The organism is Methylobacterium komagatae, assembly GCF_042661665.1.
Lineage (GTDB): Bacteria > Pseudomonadota > Alphaproteobacteria > Rhizobiales > Beijerinckiaceae > Methylobacterium > Methylobacterium komagatae.
The window spans coordinates 4995274-5011289 of the sequence record NZ_JBHSWN010000001.1 but is presented as its reverse complement, the minus strand read 5'-3'; the positions used below and the strand labels follow the sequence as shown (position 1 = coordinate 5011289).

Here is a 16016-nt window from a genome sequence, read left to right as displayed (position 1 = left end):
ACCCCAACAGGTTGTTACGCCACGTTGCAGCATGGATGAGCCGTGTCTATCACCCGTTTGCTACACCAAAGGGCAAAGCGGCTGACGGGTCTGACGTCCCGGACACGAGACCGCGAAACGTCGCAGAAGGGGCACACGTCATGGACCGCGAATCACCCATCACGGCCGCCGAGGCCGTGAACGAAGCCGCGCGTGTCGAAGGTTATTCCTCGACGCGCGAGCCGTCCGTTCCCGCGCCGACCTCGCCGGTCATGGCGTGGAACGAGTGGGATCCGCTGGAGGAGGTCATCGTCGGCTCCCTCGACGGCGCGACGATCCCGACTCACCACCTCACGGTCATCTTCAACCTGCCCCGCGCCGCGCAGCCCTTCTACCGGCTCGCTTCGGGCTGGAAGTACCCGAAGTTCATGAAGAAGCTCGCCCAGGCCGAGCCGACAACTTCATCACGATCCTCGCGGGCGAAGGCGTCAAGGTGCGCCGCCCCGACACCGTGGACTTTTCCCGTAAATTCAAGGCGCCGCTCTGGTCTTCGCGCGGATTCTGCGTGGCCTGCCCGCGCGACCCGTACCTCGTCATCGGCGACGAGATCATCGAGAGCCCGATGTGCTGGCGCTCGCGCTACTTCGAGGGCGACGCCTACCGCTCGCTGTTCAAGGAATACTTCCGCAACGGCGCCCGCTGGACCTCCGCCCCGCGCCCGCAGCTCGACGGACGACCTCTACAACTACGATTACCGGGTGCCGAACCTGAAGGCCGGCGAGCCCATGCAGTTCACGGTGAACGAGTTCGAGCCGGTCTTCGACGCGGCCGACTTCGTGCGCTGCGGTCGCGACCTGTTCGTTACCCGCTCGAACGTGACGAACCTGATGGGCATCGAGTGGCTGCGCCGCCACCTCGGCCCCGGCTTCCGCATCCACGAGATCGAGAGCCGCTGCCCGCAGCCGATGCACATCGATTCGTCGTTCATGCCGCTGGCGCCGGGCAAGGTTCTGGTGAACCCGGACTACGTCGACATCGAGCGCCTTCCGGCCGTGCTCAAGAAGTGGGACGTGCTCGTCGCCCCGCGCCCCGACCCTGTCGAGGGCTTCATGAGCAAGATCTCGATGTGCTCGCCCTGGACCTCGATCAACGTTCTCGCGATCACCGAGAAGAAGATCGTCGTCGATCAGAGCCAGCCGACGCTCATCAAGGCTCTCAAGGATTGGGGCTTCGACCCGATCCCGGCGCCGTTCCTGAGCTACGGCCCGTTCGGCGGCTCGTTCCACTGCGCCACCCTCGACGTCCGCCGCCGGGGTACGTTGCAGTCGTACTTCTAGCGCACTCGTCATCGCGAGCGTCAGCGAAGCGATCCAGGGACCCGCCAAGGCCTAAAACGGCCCGCTTCCTTGGATTGCTTCGCCTTTGGCTCGCAATGACGTCGCGTGTCGCGTCTAACGCCCGATCCCGTCGATCAACGCCTTGTTGAACGCTTCCGGCTCGGACATCTGCGGGGCGTGGCCGGACTCCGGAAATTCCACCAGCGTCGCGCCGGGGATAGCCTTGGCGGCCGCCTTCCCGAGCTCAGGATAGTTCCCGAGGGTCGGCCGCACTTCTGGTGGGGCGAGGTCCTTTCCGATGGCGGTATTGTCCTTCTGCCCAATGAGCAGGAGCGTCGGCACCGCGATCTGCGGGAAGCGGTAGACCACCGGCTGCGTGACGATCATGTCGTAGAGCAGCGCCGAATCCCAGGCGACGGCTTCCTTTCCGGGGCCGCGATTGAGACCCGCCAGCATCTCGACCCAGGGCTCGTAACGCGCCTCCCAGCGGCCGGAATAGTAAGTCGCCTTCTCGTAGTTCCGGATCGACTCGGCCGACGTCTTCAATTCGCGCTCGTACCAGCGGGCGATGGAGATCGGCGGCAGGCCCTTGGCGCTCCAATCCTCGAGCCCCACGGGGTTCACCATCACCAGTTGCTCCACTTCCTTCGGGTAGAGCAGGGCGTAGTGGGCGGCGAGCATCCCGCCGGTCGAATGCCCAACGACGATGGGCTTGGCGATGCCGAGCTTGTCGAGGAGCGCGTGGGTGTTTTCGGCAAGTTGCCGGAAGCTGAACTGATACGCGCCCGGCTTGCTCGACTTGCAGAAACCGATTTGGTCCGGGGCGACGACGCGGTATCCGGCACCCGTCAAGGCGCGGATCTGTCCCTCCCAGGTGGCAGCGCAGAAATTCTTGCCGTGCAGAAGCACCACCGTGTGCCCGTTGGGCTTGTCCGGCTTCACGTCGAGATAGGCCATCTGCAACGGCTGGCGCTGTGAGGTAAATTCGTAGCGCTCGACCGGAAACGGATAGTCGAACCCCTGGAGTTCCGGGCCGTAGGCCGTCTCGGCCCGGCAGGGCAGGGCGGCGAAGCTGAATGCGAGAAGGGCCGGTGCGAGGGCGAGACGGGGCATGAGCACTCCGGATGGGGTCGTCCCATCAGATCGCCCTATAAGAGCGGGAGGAAAGCCCCTCCCGGACAGATCCGATGCTCCGATTTCTCATGCTCGCCGCGTGTCTCGCGGCCACACCCGCTGCGGCGGCTGATGCGTGCGATGTGCTCACCGCGAAGGTGATTCGCGTGACGGGTGCCTCCCTCGCAGGGCGGACGGGCTCCTATGCCGTGTTCCGCGCACAGGATGCCGAGCGCATGAGCCTCGATTGCCGGATCCCGGCGCGGATCACCCTCGCCTCCCTCGATCGCGAGCCGGGCCGCGCCTATTTCACGCTCGTCGGGCTCGCGACGCGAGCGCTCACCGGCGCCGACGCCGAGCAAGCCGAGGTGCTGGCGCTGAACCTCCATCAGGACAGCCTGCTCGCCGACGCCCCCCGGCGGGGCGCCACCGGCCGGGCTCTCATGCTGTGCGACACCGGACCCCGCCAGGACGCACTCGCCAGGGATCTGACCGTCTGCCGGATCGTACCCGCTGCTCTTTCGCGGCGGCGTCATGCCGGTTAGACCCGCGCCATGTCGAACTTCCGCTCCGGCCCGGTCGTGCATGCGCGCGACACCGCCTTCGCCAACCACCTGCCGCTCTCGCTGATCGCGGGGCCCTGCCAGCTCGAAGGCCGCCAGCACGGCCTGGAGATCGCCTCCGCCCTCAAGGAATTGGCGGCCAAACTCGGCATCGGGCTGGTGTTCAAGGCCTCCTTCGACAAGGCCAACCGCACCTCCGGCGGCGCGGCACGCGGCATGGGCCTCGACGGGGCGCTGCCGGTCTTTGCCGAAATCCGCGAGAGCCTCGGCCTGCCCGTCCTCACCGACGTCCATGACGCGGCCCAGTGCGCTCCCGTGGCGGAGGCCGTGGACATCCTGCAGATCCCGGCCTTCCTCTGCCGCCAGACCGACCTGCTGCTCGCCGCCGCCGCCACGGGGCGGGTGGTGAACGTGAAGAAGGGTCAGTTCCTGGCTCCTTGGGACATGAAGCATGTCGCCGCCAAGGTGACGCAGGCAGGCAACCCGAACGTCATCGTCACCGAGCGGGGCGCTTCCTTCGGCTACAACACCCTCGTCTCGGACATGCGCAGCCTGCCGATCATGGCCGAGGTCACGGGCGGCGCTCCTGTCGTGTTCGATGCGACCCATTCCGTGCAGCAGCCCGGCGGCCAGGGGGGCAGCTCCGGCGGTCAGCGCGAATTCGTGGCCGTCCTCGCCCGCGCGGCGGTGGCGGTGGGGGTGGCGGGCGTGTTCATCGAGACGCATCCCGATCCCGACCGCGCCCCCTCGGACGGCCCGAACATGGTCGCCCTGAAGGACATGCCCGCCCTGCTCGAACAGCTCATCGCCTTCGACCGGCTGGCGAAGGGGCTGTAACGCGACGCCTCGTCAGGCAACGGGCACCAACACATGGATCCGCAGGGGTTGGACCAGGGCAAAGCCCCCGTCCGCCCCCTGCTCGACAGCCCCGGCGAAAGCGGCCTCCGCCTCCGAGCGGCGCTCGCGGATCGCGTCGGCGCGGGCCGGATCGACCGTCGTGACGCGGGCGAAGAACGCTTCGATGTCGGTAAAGCTCTCGTGCCGCTCGACGATCACTTCGCGCTCGCAGGAGACTCGTCCCTGCGCCACGGTCTCGGCAATGGCGGCCTGCGCGGCGGCTCGGATCTCCGTCTCGTCCTCAATGGGCTTGAGCGCATCAAAGAACGTGCCCGAGGCCAGCGGCTCGACGACGACGAGGCGGCAACCCGGCCGCAGCACCCGGGCCGCCTCCTTAAGGGCTTTCGCGGGGTCGGGGACGTGGTGCAGCGAATTCAGCATCACCGCCCCGTCGAAGGTGCCATCCGGGAAGGGCAGGGCCTCCGCCGAGGCCGTCTCGAACCGAGCAGCCGGAACGGCTTTCCGCGCCTTGGCGAGGGCGTCCTGACCGGGATCGATCCCCGTGACGGCCGCACCCTCCCCTGTGAGCGCGCGGGCCAATGAGCCCGTACCGCAGCCGATATCGAGCAGGGCCTTCCCAGCCAGCGGCGCATAGGTCTCGCGAATGAGCGTGAGGGCGTCCATCAAACCGGGCTCCGGCGGCGCGGTGCTATCGCGCCTCATCCCCTATGCGCCGCTTCGCAGGCGGACGCATCCCGTCTCAGCGAATCGCGCATTTCCGCGAAGGCGGCGCCACGGCACAGTTGAGCACGCATTGCTGCCGCTCGGAGCAGAACCACGAGAGGGTTCCACTTTTCAGGCACTCACCGCCGCAATGGCGATACGGCCCACCATAGAGTGGCCGGACATACACGGCCTCGGTCAGAACTGGCTGGGCCGCGACCGGCGAACGCGGAGCCTGCGCTGAGGCGGGCGCCCCGGTAAGCATCACGAGAAAGGAAAGGAGAACGGACCTCATGGCGTGGCTGGCGCTCGCTGATGCCCGATCAAATGCCCGTGTGGAGGGATCCGTCGATTAAATTGCGTTTCAGCATTGGCGACCATGGGCCATCACTCGAAAGGTCCCATAGAAAACGGCGAAGCTTCTGCGCAGCGGCGCACGGGCAAAAATCAAAGATCCAGGCATCGGCAGCGGATGAACAGGCGTTCATCGTTCGTTATATCCTGAGGACGGTCGTTGAATCCTTGGAACCGTCAGGCGACGCCAACGTTATTCGCCCATATCGATCAGTGATCGAGAAAGGATAACATGCGTAAGCTTGCTCTCATCACCGCCGCCGCCACGATGGCCGTTGGCAGCATTGCCGCCACGACCGGCGCCGAGGCCCGTCCGTATGGCTACGGCTACCATGGCGGGGGTTACGGGCATCACGGTTACTACCGTGGCGGCCGTCGCGGCATCGGGACCGGCGCGGCTGTCGGCCTCGGCATCGCGGGTCTTGCCGCCGGTGCGATCGCTGCGGGCGCTGCCCGTGACTCGTATGGCTACGGCTACTCCCGCCCGGCCTACGGCTATGGCTACGGCGCCCCGGCCTATGATTACTACGGCTACGGCTACTAAGCTTTAGTCGGGCTAAAAGGGGCGGTCGGCGAGAGCCGACCGCCCCTTTTTCATGAGTGTTGTCAGCGGCCGCGATAGGGCGCCACGCCCGTATCGGGCAACCAGATCGTGGAAGGCGGCGTGCCCGTCTGCCAGAACACGTCGATGGGGATGCCGCCGCGCGGATACCAATATCCCCCGATGCGCAGGTAGCGCGGCTCCAGCAGCTCCGCGAGCCGCTTGCCGATGGCGACGGTGCAATCCTCATGGAAGGCGCCGTGGTTACGGAACGAGCCGAGGTAGAGCTTCAGCGACTTCGACTCTACGAGCCACGAGCCGGGAACGTAGTCGATCACGAGGATTGCGAAATCGGGCTGGCCGGTCACGGGGCAGATCGAGGTGAATTCCGGCGCCGTGAAGCGGGCGACGTAATCCGTGTCGGCATGGGGATTGGGCACCCGGTCGAGCCGGGCTTCCTCGGGGGACTGGGGGTACGGGGTCGCCTGCCCCAGCTGGAGATCGGATGTGTTGGTCATGCCGCCCCTATAGCGCGGGTGAGGCGCGTCCGCACGATCCTGCTCTGTCTTTGGAGTCGATTGAGCCGCGTCCGCAAAGATTTCGCCGGTATGCCGGGCCGCTCCGGGTTGCCGGGCGCCGAAGCATGGCGGATAAGCCGCCCGCGACGCGCGGCCACGCGGCCGGCGCGACCAACGGCCCGCGGCCCCCGGAGACACAACCATGACCGCGATCACCAACATCAGCGCCCGTGAAATCCTCGACAGCCGCGGCAACCCGACCGTCGAGGTCGATGTGCTGCTGGAGGACGGCTCCTTCGGCCGCGCGGCGGTTCCCTCCGGCGCCTCGACCGGCGCCCACGAGGCGGTCGAACTGCGCGACGGCGATAAGTCCCGCTTCCTCGGCAAGGGTGTGCTCAAGGCGGTCGAAGCCGCGCAGACCGAGATCCTCGACGCCATCGGCGGCATGGACGCGGAGGATCAGGTCGCCGTCGATGAGGCGATGATCGAGCTCGACGGCACCCCGAACAAGGCCCGCCTCGGCGCCAACGCCATCCTCGGCGTGTCGCTTGCCGTGGCGAAGGCGGCGGCGGAAGCCTCCGGCCTGCCGCTCTACCGCTATGTCGGTGGCGTCCAGGGCCGCATCCTGCCGGTGCCGATGATGAACATCATCAACGGCGGCGCGCATGCGGACAACCCGATCGACTTCCAGGAATTCATGATCATGCCGGTCGGCGCCGATTCCATCGCCGAGGCGGTGCGGATGGGCTCCGAGGTGTTTCACACCCTCAAGAGCGCCCTGAAGAAGGCCGGTCACAACACCAATGTCGGCGACGAAGGCGGCTTCGCTCCGAACCTGCCCTCCGCCGAGGCGGCCCTCGACTTCGTCATGCAAGCGATCCAGACGGCCGGCTTCAAGCCGGGCTCCGAGATCGCCCTGGCGCTCGATTGCGCGGCCACCGAGTTCTTCAAGAACGGCGCCTACCACTACGAAGGCGAAGGCAAGACCCGCGACATCGCCGCCCAGGTCGATTACCTCGCCGAGCTCGTTGGCAAGTACCCGATCGTGTCGATCGAGGACGGTATGTCCGAGGACGATTGGGAGGGCTGGAAGCTCCTGACCGACAAGGTCGGTGCGCAGTGCCAGCTGGTCGGCGACGACCTGTTCGTCACCAATGTCGAGCGCCTGTCGCGCGGCATCGCCAACAGCACCGGCAACTCGATCCTCATCAAGGTGAACCAGATCGGCTCTCTTACCGAGACGCTGGCCGCCGTCGATATGGCCCAGCGCGCCGGTTACACCGCCGTGATGTCGCATCGCTCCGGCGAGACTGAGGACTCGACCATCGCCGACCTCGCGGTCGCGACGAATTGCGGGCAGATCAAGACCGGCTCGCTCGCCCGCTCGGACAGACTGGCGAAGTACAACCAGCTCATCCGCATCGAGGAGGGCCTTGGCCCGCAGGCCCTCTATGCCGGCCGCGCCGCGATCAAGCACCTCGCCCGCGCGTAAGCTAGGAGCGGCCTTTCCCCATCGGGGGCGGATTTAGAAAAGGGGAGCCACGGCGACGTGGCTCCCCTTTTCGCATTAACGGTCGGGTTGTTCTCAACCCCTCGTTAACTGTCTCCGGCCAAGGTGCGGCCATGGTCGTCCGTCGCCGCGTCAGAATGATCGTTCTGCCCCTGGGTCTCTGGACCCTGTCGGCACTCGTCTGCGGCTACTTCATCATGCAGGCCGAAAGCGGCAATCGCGGCCTCGAGGCCAAGCGCGCGCTGAAGATGAAAGCGTTCGGACTGAACCAGGAACTGGCGACCGTGAAGGCCGAGCGCGCCGTGTGGGAGCACCGGGTCGCGCTGTTGAAAAGCGACCAGATCGATCGCGATCTCTTGGAAGAGCGCGCACGGATCGTCCTGGGCCGCGTCCACGCCAACGACGTGGTCGTCATCACCCCCTGATCGGCCCGCAATTCAAGCCCACTCAATTCTGCAATCCCCTCCTGCAACGGGGGAATTAGAGCCGTCTACTCTGACAACGGCGCCTCCCTGTTAGAGGGGCGGGCCTCGCTTTCGGACGGCGCCTAGCCTACACCCGCCTCAAGACAGCGAGAGCGCGGGAGAAACGACATGGATGCTGGCAAGACGGCCGAGACCGAGCCCGCTGCCGGCCCGTCGTCGGCGGCAGCAGCCGAGGCCCACCGGCCAGCTCCCAACATGCCGCAATTCTCGCGTGAGGAAGACCTTCACGCTTACCACGAGATGCTCCTGATCCGCCGCTTCGAGGAGAAGGCGGGCCAGCTCTACGGCATGGGTCTCATCGGCGGTTTCTGCCACCTCTATATCGGCCAGGAAGCCGTGGTCGTCGGCATGCAGATGGCGTCCGAGGATGGCGATCAGGTCATCACCGGCTATCGCGACCACGGCCATATGCTGGCCTGCGGCATGGACCCCAAGGGCGTCATGGCCGAGCTGACCGGCCGCCGCGGCGGCTACAGCCGCGGCAAGGGCGGCTCGATGCACATGTTCAGCCGTGAGAAGCAGTTCTTCGGCGGCCACGGCATCGTCGGCGCGCAGGTCTCCCTCGGCACCGGCCTCGGTTTCGCGGATCATTACCGCGGTAATGGCAAGGTCAGCCTCACCTATATGGGTGACGGTGCCGCCAACCAGGGCCAGGTCTACGAGAGCTTCAACATGGCGGCGCTCTGGAAGCTGCCCGTTGTCTACGTGATCGAGAACAACCGCTACGCCATGGGCACCTCGGTCGCCCGCGCCTCGGCGCAGACCGACTTCTCCAAGCGTGGCCTGTCCTTCGGCATCCCCGGCGAGTCTGTCGACGGCATGGATGTCCGCACGGTGCGTGAGGCCGCCGGCCGCGCCATCGAGCATGCCCGCTCGGGCAAGGGCCCCTTCATCCTCGAGATGCAGACCTACCGCTATCGCGGCCACTCCATGTCCGACCCGGCCAAGTACCGGACGAAGGACGAAGTCTCGAAGATGCGGGACGAGCATGACCCGATCGAGATGGTGCGCAAGCGCCTTCTGGAGCTGCACGGCGTGCCGGAGGCCGACATCAAGGCGACGGACGCCAAGGTCCGCGAGACGGTGAACGCCTCCGCCGAGTTCGCCACCAATGATCCCGAGCCCGATCCCTCGGAGCTGTGGACCGACATCCTGCTCGAAGTCGGCGCCTGAGCGCCGACACCTCACCCTTTAGGCCGCCCCCGAACGAGAGCGACGCGAAGAACTCATCATGGCGACCGATATCCTCATGCCCGCCCTGTCTCCGACCATGGAGGAGGGCAAGCTCTCGAAATGGCTGAAAAAGGTCGGCGACCCGATCAAATCCGGCGATGTGCTGGCCGAGATCGAGACCGACAAGGCGACCATGGAGGTCGAGGCAGTCGACGAGGGCGTGCTCGCAAAGATCCTCGTGGACGAGGGCACCGAGGGTGTCGCCGTGAACACCCCCATCGCGATCATCGCGGGCGAGGGTGAAGACGTCGAGGCCGCCGCTGCCTCCGGCGGCAAGAAGGCCGAGGCGCCGAAGACGAACGGCCTCGATACCTCCGTCGAACAGGGCGGCGACAAGCCCGCCACGATCGCCAAGACCGAGGACGATGCTCCCCGCGCGCCCGCTGCCCCGGCGAAGATCTCGTCCAAGGCGAACGAGCCGGTGATGGAGGAATTCCCCGCCGGCACCGAGATGGTCACGATGACCGTCCGCGAGGCGCTACGCGATGCCATGGCCGAGGAGATGCGCCGCGACGGCGACGTCTTCGTCATGGGTGAGGAAGTCGCCGAATACCAGGGCGCCTATAAAGTCACGCAGGGCCTGCTGCAGGAATTCGGCGCGAAGCGCGTGGTCGATACCCCGATCACCGAGCATGGCTTTGCCGGTATCGGCGTCGGCGCGGCGCTCGCCGGGCTGAAGCCGATCGTGGAGTTTATGACGTTCAACTTCGCCATGCAGGCGATCGACCACATCATCAACTCGGCCGCCAAGACCCTCTACATGTCCGGCGGCCAGCTCGGCTGCCCGATCGTGTTCCGTGGCCCGAACGGTGCGGCGGCCCGCGTCGCCGCCCAGCACAGCCACGATTATTCCGCGTGGTACTCCAACGTGCCCGGTCTCAAGGTCATCGCCCCCTACACGGCGAGCGACGCCAAGGGTCTGCTCAAGGCCGCGATCCGCGATCCGAACCCCGTCATCTTCCTCGAGAACGAGATCCTCTACGGGCAGACCTTCCCGGTGCCGAAGCTCGACGACTTCGTGCTGCCCATCGGCAAGGCGCGGATTCACCGCGAGGGCAAGGACGTCACCATCGTGTCCTTCGCCATCGGCATGACCTACGCCCTCAAGGCGGCCCAGGCGCTGGCCGAGCAGGGGATCGAGGCCGAGGTGATCGACCTGCGCACCATCCGCCCGATGGACACGGCCACGGTGGTCGAGTCGGTGAAGAAGACCGGCCGCTGCATCACCGTCGAAGAAGGCTTCCCGCAATCCGGCATCGGCGCCGAAATCTCGGCGCGCCTGATGGTCGATGCGTTCGACTATCTCGACGCCCCGGTGCTGCGGGTGACCGGCAAGGACGTGCCGATGCCCTACGCCGCCAACCTCGAAAAGCTGGCCCTGCCGAATGTCGGCGAGGTCATCGAGGCCGCCAAGGCGGTTTGCTACAAGTAAGGTCCGGCCTGCCGGTCCCCGTCGATCCCATCGTTCCCGCCTTACCGGCGGGACAGCGCCACTCCGGTCCCGCCCGATGAGCCCGACTTCGCCGAACTCGCCGTGCCTCCCGACGCCCTCGAACAGGGCGGCGTCGAAGTGCTGCGCGCGGCGGTGGTGGACGGGGCGGTGAGCGTCGCCCTGCGGCGCTCGTTCGATGATCCGGCGACCTGGGGGCGTCTGCTGGTCGATCTCGCCCGGCAGGCGGCCCGCGCCTATGCGGTCGACACCGACATGTCGGAGGAGGAAGCCTTCGAGCGAATCCGCGCCGCGATCGAGGCGGAATGCCTCGCTCCGGGCGAGTTCAACTGACGGGGCCGCGCATGGCTCAGGCGGCCGTACCGGTGACGCACCGGACCGAGCTTGAGGCCGTGCTGTCCACCTGCGTGAGCGTCGCCGAGAGACCGGCTGTGCCCGCCCCTCGCCATGCTCCCGCTTCGGCCCGAGAGCCGATCGCCTCCCACGAAAACCTGCCCCCTTTCGCCGATCCGGCCGCCCCGGCCGTGCCCGAGACCTGACCATGCCGATCAACGTCCTGATGCCCGCCCTGTCGCCGACGATGGAGAAGGGCAACCTCGCCAAGTGGCTCAAGAAGGAAGGCGATCCGATCAAGTCCGGCGATGTGCTGGCAGAGATCGAAACCGACAAGGCCACGATGGAAGTCGAGGCGGTCGATGAGGGCGTGCTCGCCAAGATCATCGTGCCGGAAGGCACGGCGGACGTGCCGGTGAACGACCTCATCGCCCTGATCGCTGGCGAGGGCGAGGATCCGGGCAGCGTGCAGGCGCCGGGCGGCGGTGCGAAGGCGTCCGAAGCCCCGAAGACCGCCGAGGCACCGAAGGCGGACGCGAAGACCTCGTCCGAGGGTCAGATGTCCTATGCGCGGGTGAACGAGGCGCCGGACGCGGCCAAGGCCGTGAACCCGGCCGCCGGTGCCGCACCGGCTCATGCGGGCGAGCGCCCGTTCTCTTCGCCGCTCGCACGCCGTCTCGCGAAGATGGAAGGCATCGATCTCGGCGCGATCCAGGGCAGCGGCCCGCATGGCCGCATCATCGCCCGCGACGTTCAGGCGGCGAAGGCCGGCGGCGCACTCAAGGCGCCCACGCCCCAGGCCACCGCCGCCGAGGCACCGAAGGCCGCCGCCCCCGCCCCGAAGGCAGCGTCCGCGGGCGGCATGCCCACCGGGCTCACGACCGATCAGGTCAAGGGCTTCTACGCCAAGGATGCCTACGAGGAGGTCACCCTCGACGGCATGCGTAAGACGATCGCCAAGCGCCTCACCGAGGCAATGCTGGTGGCCCCGCACTTCTACCTGACGGTGGATTGCGAACTCGATGCACTGATGAAGTTGCGTGAGACACTGAACGGCTCTGCCGGCAAGGACAAGGACGGCAAGCCCGCGTTCAAGCTCTCGGTGAACGACTTCGTCATCAAGGCGATGGGCCTCGCGCTCACCCGCGTTCCGGCCGCCAACGCCGTCTGGGCCGAAGACCGGATCCTGCGCTTCAAGCATGCCGAGGTCGGCGTCGCGGTGGCGATCGACGGCGGCCTGTTCACGCCGGTGATCCGCCGCGCCGACGAGAAAACGCTGTCGACCATTTCGAACGAGATGAAGGATTTTGCGGCGCGGGCGCGGGCCAAGAAGCTGAAGCCCGAGGAATATCAGGGCGGCGTCACCTCGGTGTCGAACCTGGGCATGTTCGGCATCAAGCACTTCACGGCGGTGATCAACCCGCCGCAATCGAGCATTCTGGCGGTGGGCGCGGGCGAGAAGCGCGTGGTCGTGAAGGATGGTGCTCCGGCCGTGGTCCAGGTGATGACCTGCACCCTGTCCTGCGACCACCGTGTCCTCGATGGAGCGCTCGGTGCGGAGTTGGTGTCGGCCTTCAAGGGGCTGATCGAGAATCCGATGGGCATGCTGGTCTAAGGCGAAGTCGTTTCCCTCCAGGGGAGAGACCACCTTTCCAGCTGCGCTGACCCGACAGGAACCACCTTCACCTCCCGCGCGCGGGCGCAGGGGGAAGTCCGCGAGGAGCCGCCATGGCTGACACCTACGACGTTCTCATCATCGGTGCCGGGCCTGGCGGCTACGTCACCGCGATCCGCGCCGCGCAGCTCGGCTTCAAAACAGCCGTGGTGGATCGCGAGCACCTGGGCGGCATCTGTCTGAACTGGGGCTGCATCCCGACCAAGGCGCTGCTGCGCTCGGCGGAAATCTTCCATTACTTCCAGCACCCGGGCGAATATGGCCTGACCGCCGAGAAGGTTGGGTTCGACACGGCGGCCATCGTCAAGCGCTCGCGCGGCGTCTCGGCCCGCCTCAACGGCGGCGTCGGCATGCTGCTGAAGAAGAACAAGGTCGATGTGATCTGGGGCGAGGCGAGCGTCGACTCCGTCGCCAGGGGCAACCAGCCCGGTCAGGTCACCGTGAAGGAAAGCAAGCGCGCCGAGCCGCCGAAGGGCGCCAAGGGCGCGGGCAGCTACAGCGCCAAGCACATCATCGTTGCGACCGGCGCCCGGCCCCGCGCGCTGCCCGGCATCGAGCCGGACAAGAAGCAGATCTGGACCTATTACGAGGCCATGGTTCCGGAGGCGATGCCCAAAAGCCTTCTGGTGATGGGCTCCGGCGCCATCGGTATCGAGTTCGCCTCGTTCTACCGGACGATGGGCGCCGAGGTGACGGTGGTCGAGGTACTGCCGCAGATCCTGCCCGTCGAGGATGCCGAGATCGCGGCCATGGCGCGCAAGCGGTTCGAGAAGCAGGGCATCAAGATCCTCACCGGCGCCAAGGTGACGAAGGTCGAGAAGGGTGCCAATTCGATCACCGCGACGATCGAGGGCGGAGACGGCAAGTCCCAGCAGATCACCGCCGAGAAGATGATCTCGGCCGTGGGCGTCGTCGGCAACATCGAGAATCTCGGCCTCGAGAAGCTCGGGGTAAAGACCGATCGCGGCTGCATCGTTACGGACGGGCTTGGCCGCACCAACGTGCCGGGCCTCTACGCCATCGGCGACGTGGCGGGCCCACCGATGCTCGCCCATAAAGCCGAGCATGAGGGCGTGATCTGCATCGAGACAATCAAGGGCCTGCACACGCACCCGATGGACAAGGGTAAGATCCCCGGCTGCACTTATTGTCAGCCGCAGATCGCCAGTGTCGGGCTGACCGAGGCCAAGGCCAAGGAGCAGGGCTTCGCCGTGAAGGTCGGCCGCTTCCCCTTCGCAGGCAACGGCAAGGCGATCGCGCTGGGCGAGCCGGACGGCATGATCAAGACCGTCTTCGATGCCAAGACCGGCCAGTTGCTCGGCGCTCATATGGTGGGGGCCGAGGTGACGGAGCTGATCCAGGGCTACGTCGTCGCCATGAACCTCGAGAGCACCGAGGAAGAGCTGATGCACACGGTGTTCCCGCACCCCACGCTCAGCGAGATGATGCACGAGAGCGTACTCGACGCCTACGGTAAGGTAATCCACACCTGAGGTCCGATCGGACGACCAAGAGAAGGCGGCTATAAATCGCCGAACCCAGGCTTCGCCTAGAAATCGCCGAGCCTGGGTTAATTGTATCGATGCGTTACTTGGCTCATGTCCATGTACGGTAATGATATCACGTATACATATTTACAACTTGGTTTTTGTGCGCATACTGATCTTTTTTTATTATCGCGCTTGGGAAAGCATTGTTTCAGAAAAAATGACGTTATTATTTTGATTGAAATTAATTTCATTGTCAAAACTGTCTTTCTCATAATGAGAATTTCAATTCCAGCGGCGAGGCGAGCCAAAATCTCGCGTAATAGTTTAGTTATAATTTCAGGAAACTTATTTGAGCGCAATTTGACCGGCCATACCCGCCGTGCGATTGGGCTGAGAAATCATCGATGATTTGTGACTTGGCTCCCCCTCCCTTGTGTTTTAGACCCTAGGAGGCACGTCCGACAGTCGAGCATCATCACCCTGCGAACGCTGGCCTGTCCTTTTCTGGATCCGCGGCAGCCTTTTGGTGGCGCAAGGGGGGAGATGAGTGAAAGGTCGAAAGTGGCCAACCTTTTCAAGCTCCTGAGCAAGATCATCCGCGCCGGCGAATCATCACCTGAGCTCGACTTAGCATTCTACCGGCTTGTCAACGACGACTTAGCAAATTTCGACGACAAAGCCCTCATCGCTCATTACGAACGGCACGGACGCTCTGAAGGACGCCTTGCTAATCCAGCAGCCGAGAGGCGAGGCTTCATCGCGCTCGTTCCTGAAGACGCGGATGTCCTGGAAATCGGCCCCTTTACAAAGCCAACCCTGCGTGGACCAAGAGTTCACTATTTCGACGTGATGGATCGGGCAGGCCTTCTTGCGCGGGCGGTCCATCACGCTCATCCAACGGATGACTGCCCAGAAATTGAATTCGTCTCGCCCACCGGAGATCTAAACGTCGTCGATCGACAGTTTGATATTGTCTTGTCGAGCCACTGCATCGAACATCAGCCAGACTTAGTCGCTCATTTACAGCAGGTCGAGCGAATTTTGCGTCCCAATGGGCGGTATATGCTACTTATTCCGGACAAACGCTACTGCTTCGATGCTCTCCTGCCAGAAAGCACCGTCGATGCGGTCCTTCAGGCTCATCGAGAGAAACGTCGCGTTCATACTTGGGCGAGCGTCCGCGAACATCGTGCGCTGACGACGCATAACGATACAGCGCGCCACTGGGCTGGGGATAGCGCAGATCCCCGTGGCCATTTGTTTTCCGAGCGCGAACACGCAGCGCGCGTGGAATTCGATGAATCCAACGGAAACTACATCGATGTTCATGCGTGGCAATTCACCCCGTCATCATTCCGCAACGTCGTCGCCACTATACGCCGCACAAAGTTGATGAATCTTACGGTGGAGCACGTCTATGACACTCCCCATGGATCGAATGAATTCACGGCAATACTTCACAAATCTCGCAATGGAACCTTGGTAAATGCATAAAATTTGGCCATTCAATAGGCTGAAAATAGCACCTATCGCACGCGGCATTCTCGAATTTGAAATATTCAATGGATCTATTCATGAATACAATATAAAATCAGATAACAACCCCCAAATATTTTTTAGATTGAAGAAATACATATGCAGTTCGTCTGCGCTTGTTCAGCTCGAAATAAAGACTGCCGACAGTTCTACGTGCTCAAATCCAATTATATACATTAACTACGGAAATGGGTTTTCCGAAGATCTCAAGCTATCGATGATACGACGGCATGATGGTGCCTGGATTGCATTCATTCCATTTCCGAATCTTATAAAGCGATTACGTCTCGATCCCATCCAGGGGGCCGGGACGTTCAGCTTTACATCGTTTGTAGCGAG

At 64.5% G+C, this 16016-nt stretch carries 15 protein-coding genes and 1 pseudogene; 13 read left to right on the top strand and 3 right to left on the bottom strand.

Annotated features, from left to right (window positions below; all coding sequences use genetic code 11):
- The first annotated feature begins 140 nt into the window (after window positions 1–140).
- Window positions 141–1316 (top strand): annotated as a pseudogene (locus tag ACFQE0_RS24680) (amidinotransferase).
- 114 nt (window positions 1317–1430) lie between these two features.
- Here ACFQE0_RS24680 and ACFQE0_RS24675 read toward each other — a convergent pair.
- Window positions 1431–2429 (bottom strand): alpha/beta fold hydrolase, encoded by a 999-nt coding sequence (locus ACFQE0_RS24675; RefSeq protein ID WP_378974353.1) that lies wholly within the window; start codon window positions 2427–2429, stop codon window positions 1431–1433.
- 74 nt (window positions 2430–2503) lie between these two features.
- Here ACFQE0_RS24675 and ACFQE0_RS24670 point away from each other — a divergent pair, with 74 nt between their 5' ends.
- Both ACFQE0_RS24670 and kdsA read left to right on the top strand, forming a co-directional pair.
- Window positions 2504–2974 (top strand): hypothetical protein, encoded by a 471-nt coding sequence (locus tag ACFQE0_RS24670; protein ID WP_378974350.1) that lies wholly within the window; start codon window positions 2504–2506, stop codon window positions 2972–2974.
- Window positions 2975–2983: 9 nt separating this feature from the next.
- Complete coding sequence (gene kdsA, locus ACFQE0_RS24665) at window positions 2984–3829, top strand: 3-deoxy-8-phosphooctulonate synthase (RefSeq protein WP_378974348.1); 846 nt, start codon at window positions 2984–2986, stop codon at window positions 3827–3829.
- Between the two features lie 12 nt (window positions 3830–3841).
- Here the strand turns inward: kdsA and ACFQE0_RS24660 are convergent, their stop codons facing one another.
- Complete coding sequence (locus ACFQE0_RS24660; protein WP_378974346.1) at window positions 3842–4513, bottom strand: class I SAM-dependent methyltransferase; 672 nt, start codon at window positions 4511–4513, stop codon at window positions 3842–3844.
- Window positions 4514–5138: 625 nt separating this feature from the next.
- Between ACFQE0_RS24660 and ACFQE0_RS24655 the strand changes: the two genes are divergently transcribed.
- Window positions 5139–5450, top strand: coding sequence for a hypothetical protein (locus tag ACFQE0_RS24655; protein WP_378974343.1), 312 nt, complete (start codon window positions 5139–5141; stop codon window positions 5448–5450).
- A gap of 62 nt (window positions 5451–5512) precedes the next feature.
- Here ACFQE0_RS24655 and queF read toward each other — a convergent pair whose 3' ends face one another.
- Window positions 5513–5965 (bottom strand): preQ(1) synthase, encoded by a 453-nt coding sequence (gene queF, locus ACFQE0_RS24650; protein WP_378974341.1) that lies wholly within the window; start codon window positions 5963–5965, stop codon window positions 5513–5515.
- A gap of 202 nt (window positions 5966–6167) precedes the next feature.
- Between queF and eno the strand changes: the two genes are divergently transcribed.
- From eno to ACFQE0_RS24605, 9 genes are all read left to right on the top strand, one after another.
- Window positions 6168–7457 carry a phosphopyruvate hydratase gene (gene eno, locus ACFQE0_RS24645; RefSeq protein ID WP_378974338.1) on the top strand — a complete coding sequence of 430 codons (1290 nt, stop codon included), beginning with the start codon at window positions 6168–6170 and terminating at the stop codon, window positions 7455–7457.
- 131 nt (window positions 7458–7588) lie between these two features.
- On the top strand, window positions 7589–7900 hold the full coding sequence (locus ACFQE0_RS24640; protein WP_378974336.1) for an FtsB family cell division protein: 312 nt from the start codon (window positions 7589–7591) through the stop codon (window positions 7898–7900).
- A gap of 168 nt (window positions 7901–8068) precedes the next feature.
- Complete coding sequence (pdhA, locus tag ACFQE0_RS24635; protein ID WP_378974334.1) at window positions 8069–9133, top strand: pyruvate dehydrogenase (acetyl-transferring) E1 component subunit alpha; 1065 nt, start codon at window positions 8069–8071, stop codon at window positions 9131–9133.
- 58 nt (window positions 9134–9191) lie between these two features.
- A complete protein-coding gene (locus tag ACFQE0_RS24630) occupies window positions 9192–10625 on the top strand; it encodes a pyruvate dehydrogenase complex E1 component subunit beta (protein ID WP_378974331.1) in 1434 nt (477 codons plus the stop codon).
- Window positions 10626–10727: 102 nt separating this feature from the next.
- A complete protein-coding gene (locus ACFQE0_RS24625) occupies window positions 10728–10976 on the top strand; it encodes a DUF5076 domain-containing protein (protein WP_378974328.1) in 249 nt (82 codons plus the stop codon).
- An 11-nt stretch (window positions 10977–10987) separates the two neighbouring features.
- Window positions 10988–11182, top strand: coding sequence for a hypothetical protein (locus ACFQE0_RS24620; RefSeq protein ID WP_378974326.1), 195 nt, complete (start codon window positions 10988–10990; stop codon window positions 11180–11182).
- A gap of 2 nt (window positions 11183–11184) precedes the next feature.
- Entirely contained in the window at window positions 11185–12591 is a 1407-nt protein-coding gene (locus ACFQE0_RS24615; RefSeq protein WP_378974324.1) for a pyruvate dehydrogenase complex dihydrolipoamide acetyltransferase, read from the top strand.
- A gap of 113 nt (window positions 12592–12704) precedes the next feature.
- Window positions 12705–14144 (top strand): dihydrolipoyl dehydrogenase, encoded by a 1440-nt coding sequence (gene lpdA / locus ACFQE0_RS24610; RefSeq protein ID WP_378974322.1) that lies wholly within the window; start codon window positions 12705–12707, stop codon window positions 14142–14144.
- A gap of 558 nt (window positions 14145–14702) precedes the next feature.
- On the top strand, window positions 14703–15635 hold the full coding sequence (locus ACFQE0_RS24605; protein ID WP_378974319.1) for a class I SAM-dependent methyltransferase: 933 nt from the start codon (window positions 14703–14705) through the stop codon (window positions 15633–15635).
- The last annotated feature ends 381 nt before the right edge of the window (window positions 15636–16016 follow it).